This window comes from Mycobacterium sp. (assembly GCF_050701675.1).
In the GTDB taxonomy this organism is placed as follows: Bacteria; Actinomycetota; Actinomycetes; order Mycobacteriales; family Mycobacteriaceae; genus Mycobacterium.
Genome location: NZ_JBOGDD010000422.1, coordinates 1 through 4,050, shown reverse-complemented (window position 1 = coordinate 4,050; position 4,050 = coordinate 1). Strand labels below are relative to the sequence as shown.

5 protein-coding genes are annotated in these 4,050 nt (G+C 70.1%); 1 reads left to right on the top strand and 4 read right to left on the bottom strand.

Features of this window, described 5'->3' with window-relative positions:
- From ACRDUX_RS12785 to lspA, 3 genes are all read right to left on the bottom strand, one after another.
- The coding region (locus ACRDUX_RS12785; RefSeq protein WP_526414398.1) for an EamA family transporter at positions 1-464 on the bottom strand (464 nt) is incomplete at its 3' end.
- Positions 465-502: 38 nt separating this feature from the next.
- Positions 503-1,432: an RluA family pseudouridine synthase gene (locus ACRDUX_RS12780; protein WP_526414397.1), complete on the bottom strand. Its 930-nt coding sequence runs from the start codon at positions 1,430-1,432 to the stop codon at positions 503-505.
- Positions 1,432-2,061: a signal peptidase II gene (lspA, locus tag ACRDUX_RS12775; RefSeq protein WP_526414396.1), complete on the bottom strand. Its 630-nt coding sequence runs from the start codon at positions 2,059-2,061 to the stop codon at positions 1,432-1,434. Before lspA ends, ACRDUX_RS12780 begins: the two co-directional genes overlap by 1 nt.
- A gap of 73 nt (positions 2,062-2,134) precedes the next feature.
- Here lspA and ACRDUX_RS12770 point away from each other — a divergent pair, with 73 nt between their 5' ends.
- The gene (locus tag ACRDUX_RS12770; RefSeq protein ID WP_526414395.1) at positions 2,135-3,037 is read left to right on the top strand and encodes an asparaginase; all 903 of its coding nucleotides are present in this window, start codon (positions 2,135-2,137) and stop codon (positions 3,035-3,037) included.
- Here the strand turns inward: ACRDUX_RS12770 and ACRDUX_RS12765 are convergent.
- The coding region (locus ACRDUX_RS12765) for a DNA polymerase IV (RefSeq protein ID WP_526414394.1) at positions 3,005-4,050 on the bottom strand (1,046 nt) is incomplete at its 5' end. The genes ACRDUX_RS12770 and ACRDUX_RS12765 overlap by 33 nt on opposite strands.

Here is a 4,050-nt window from a genome sequence, read left to right as displayed (position 1 = left end):
AGCCCGTACAGTGCGAACGTCGCCGCGAGGGCGACCGCGATGTAGGGCGGCGTGCCCACCTCCGCGGTCAGCACCACCACGGCGACCACGGCCAACGCCAGCGCGACCAACTGCCATCGGCCGATCCGCTCGCGAAACACGAGCACCCCGATCGCGACCGTGACCAACGGATTGATGAAGTAGCCAAGCGCCGCGTCGACGACGTGCCCGTGGGTCGCGGCGTAGATGTACACGCCCCAGTTGACCGAGATCAGCGCCGAGGCCGCCGCCAACAACAGCCAGGTGCGCCCGCTGAGCCTTCGCAGGTCACCGAGGCGGCGCGCCACGACGAGCACCAACAGGAGGCATATCGCACTCCACACGATGCGGTGGGCCAGCACCTCCAACGAACCTGCGGGCAGCAGCAGCGGGAAGAAGCCTGGGCACAGGCCCCACCAGGCGAAGGCTCCGACGCCGAACAGCACACCGGAGCGCCGACGGGACTCGGCGACCGACCTGGCGGTCACGAGTCGTGGCGACGGAGGACGTCGAGCGCGTGTTGCAGGTCGGCCGGGTACGGGCTGGTGATCTCGATGCGGCGGCCGTCGGCGGGGTGGGCGAACGCCAGGTAGCGGGCGTGCAACCACTGCCGTTCCAGCCCGAGCCTCTTCGCCAGGGTGGGATCGGCGCCGTAGGTCAGGTCCCCGGCGCACGGATGGTGCAGGGCGGAGAAGTGCACCCGGATCTGGTGGGTGCGACCCGTCTCCAGGTGCACGTCGAGCAGGCTCGCCGCGACGAATGCCTCGACCGTGTCGTAGTGAGTGGTGCTGTGTCGGCCGCTCTCGCTGACGGCGAACTTCCAGTCGTTGCTCCGATGCCGTCCGATGGGGGCGTCGATGGTTCCGCTGGACGGATCGGGGTGTCCCTGCACCAGCGCGTGGTAGCGCTTGTCGACCGTGCGCTCCTTGAAGGCGCGTTTGAGCACTGTGTACGCGTGTTCGGAGAGCGCCACCACCATGACGCCCGACGTGCCAACGTCGAGCCGCTGCACGATGCCCTTGCGTTCGGGCACGCCGGAGGTGGTGATCCGGAATCCGGCCGCGGCCAGTCCGCCGAGCACGGTTGGCCCGGTCCATCCGACCGACGCGTGAGCGGCGACGCCGGGGGGCTTGTCGACTGCCACGATGTCGTCATCGGCGTAGAGGATCGCCATGCCCTCGATGTCGACGGGCGGATTATCCAGCGGCGCAGGCGGTTCCGGTAATCGAACCTCGAGCCACGCGCCGGCGGCCAGTCGGTCGGACTTGCCGACAGGAGCCCCGTCGAGATCGACCCCCCCTTCTTCGGCGAGGGTCGCCGCCGCAGTCCGGGACAGACCGAGCAACCGCGCGAGCCCGGCGTCCACCCGCATGCCTGCGAGGCCCTCCGGTACCGGCATCGACCGGGTGGTCATCAGTCCCTCTCGGTATCGGCTTCGGCTTCGGATTCCTCCGTCGCGGCGGCGCCGACCGGGTCGGCCGGGTCGGCGTCCGCCGTTCGGCGGCCATTGGTGTCGAAGTCGAAGCCGAACAGTGACAGCCCGACCAGCAGGATGGCGCCGCCAACCACCGCCGGGTCGGCGACGTTGAACACCGGCCACCATCCGATGGACAGGAAGTCGACGACGTGACCCCGCAGTGGGCCTGGCGAACGGAAGAACCGGTCGACGAGGTTCCCGAGCGCACCGCCGAGGATCATGCCGAGCCCCAGCGCCCACCACGGGGACACCAGCCGCCGCCCCATCCAGATGATGCCGATCACCACACCGGTCGCCACCAGGGTGAGCACCCAGGTGTAGCTCGTCCCCATCGAGAACGCTGCGCCGGAGTTGCGAACCAGGGTCCACGTCACGGTGTCGCCGATGATGGAGACCGGCTGCTGCGGAGCCAGGAGTCTGACCGCCAACACCTTCGTCACCACGTCGAGGACGAGGATGACCGCGGCGACCGAGAGCAACAGGCGCAGTCGGCGTCGCGGCCGCGGCGGATCGGCTTCGTCGCCCGCAGTCACCGGCACGGCCGGACCCGTTGATTCGTCAGTCACTCGACCATCATCCCAAAGCGCCGATGGTGAACAATCGCCGCATGAGCGAAGCGTGCGAGCGAGTCGTCACCGGATGAGCCGCGTCGTCGTCATCACCACCGGCGGCACCATCGCCACGAGCACCGGCACGGACGGAGTTGCGCGCCCCACACGCACCGGCAACGACTTGACGTCGGGCCTCGACACCGGTTTCGACGTCGACGTCGTCGACCTCCTGGCAGTGGACAGTTCCCAGCTCACGACGTCGGACTGGGACCGGATCAGCGCCTCGGTGGCCGACGCCGCGCAGGCGGGCGCCGACGGCGTGGTGATCACGCACGGCACCGACACGATGGAGGAAACGGCGCTGTGGCTCGACCTGACCCATGACGGCGACATGCCCGTCGTGCTGACCGGCGCCATGCGCAGTTCCGATGCCGAGCACGCCGACGGTCCCGCCAACCTGCACGCCGCGATTTCGCTGGCAGCCAGCGTCGACGCCAGGGGCATCGGAGTGGTCGTGACGCTTTCCGGCACGGTCTGGCAACCACTGGGACTGACCAAGACCGGGTCCGGATTCGTCGGCGTCGTGGTGGCGCCGACGGCGAGGCAGCGCATCCGATTCGGCGAACTGTCGGCCGCAAGCGCGCCGCGGGTCGACATCGTCGCCACCTACGCCGGCAGTGATGCGGTGGCACTCGAAGCGTGTGTCGCGGCCGGCGCCAGGGGAATCGTGCTCGAAGCGCTGGGCTCGGGAAACGCGGGCGCCGCGGTGATCGAAGGCGTCCGGCGAGCACGTGACGCGGGCGTCGAGGTGGTCATCTCGACGCGCGTGCCCGGCGCACGGGTCACCGTCGGCTACGGCCCCGGCCGCCTGCTGGTCGACGCAGGGGCCTCGGTGGCGCGGACCCTGCCGCCGCCGCAGTCCCGCGTGCTGCTGATGGCCGCTCTGGCCGCTGGGAGGTCAGTCGAGGACGTCTTCGCCGTGTGGGGGTGAGGGCGTGGCCGTGGCCTGCTCGGCCATCGCCTCGACGAACTCAGGCCAGTCCAGGCTGTCGACCGGATTCGTGCGGGTGACCTCGGGGCTGTCGTGGGCAAGCGTGTGGGCCTGCCCGGGCCCGCTGGCTCGAGTCTCGAACCGCACGGTCATGACGCCGTGGCCCGCACCCTGTACCCAGCCGTGCCCGAACCTGGTGTGCACGACGTCGTCGCCGATGCGCCAGGGCGCCACCGTCGCGGCGTCCGCTGCGGCGGGGACCGGCCCGGCCTGGTGGCTGTCGGAGGCGTTCAGGTCCTGATCGAGATCGGGGAACAGCGATTCCTGGAGCACGTCGGACAGCCCGGAGAAGCCGACTCCGACGAGGCGCACCGGACCGATCTCGACCGGATCGAGCAGCAGCCTGCGCGCGGTGCCGATGAGCGTTGCGGCGTCGGCGGTGGCGTACGGCAGGGTCGCGGATCGCGTCAGCGTGCTCATGTCGGACTTCTTCAGCTTGACGGTGACCGTGCGGGCCCCCCGACTGTCTCGCTCCAGGCGCTGGTGCGCGTGCTCTCCGATCGGGCCGATGGCTTCGCGCAGCTGATCGAGGGTCGTCAGATCCGCCGCGAAGGTCGACTCCGCGCTGATCTGTTTGGACTCCGACCGTTCCGCGACCGGCCGGTCGTCGATGCCTCGCGCCAGCAGATGCAGAGCGGGCCCGATCGTGCCCCCGAGGACGCTGGCCACTTCGGAGTTGCTCAGCGCCGCCAACGCGCCCACGGTGTCGATGCCCAGCCGGTGCAGACGATCCTCGGCAACCGGCCCGATCCCCCACAACCGTCGGACCGGCAGAGTGGCGAGCAGCGTGCGCTCCTCCTCGCGTCGGATGACGCGGACACCGTCGGGCTTGGCCAATCCCGACGCGATCTTCGCGAGCTGCTTGCCCGAACCGGCGCCGACGGACGCGATGAGGCCGGTCTTGCGCATGACCTCGTCGCGCAGGGCCTCACAAAACCGTTCGACGGCATCGG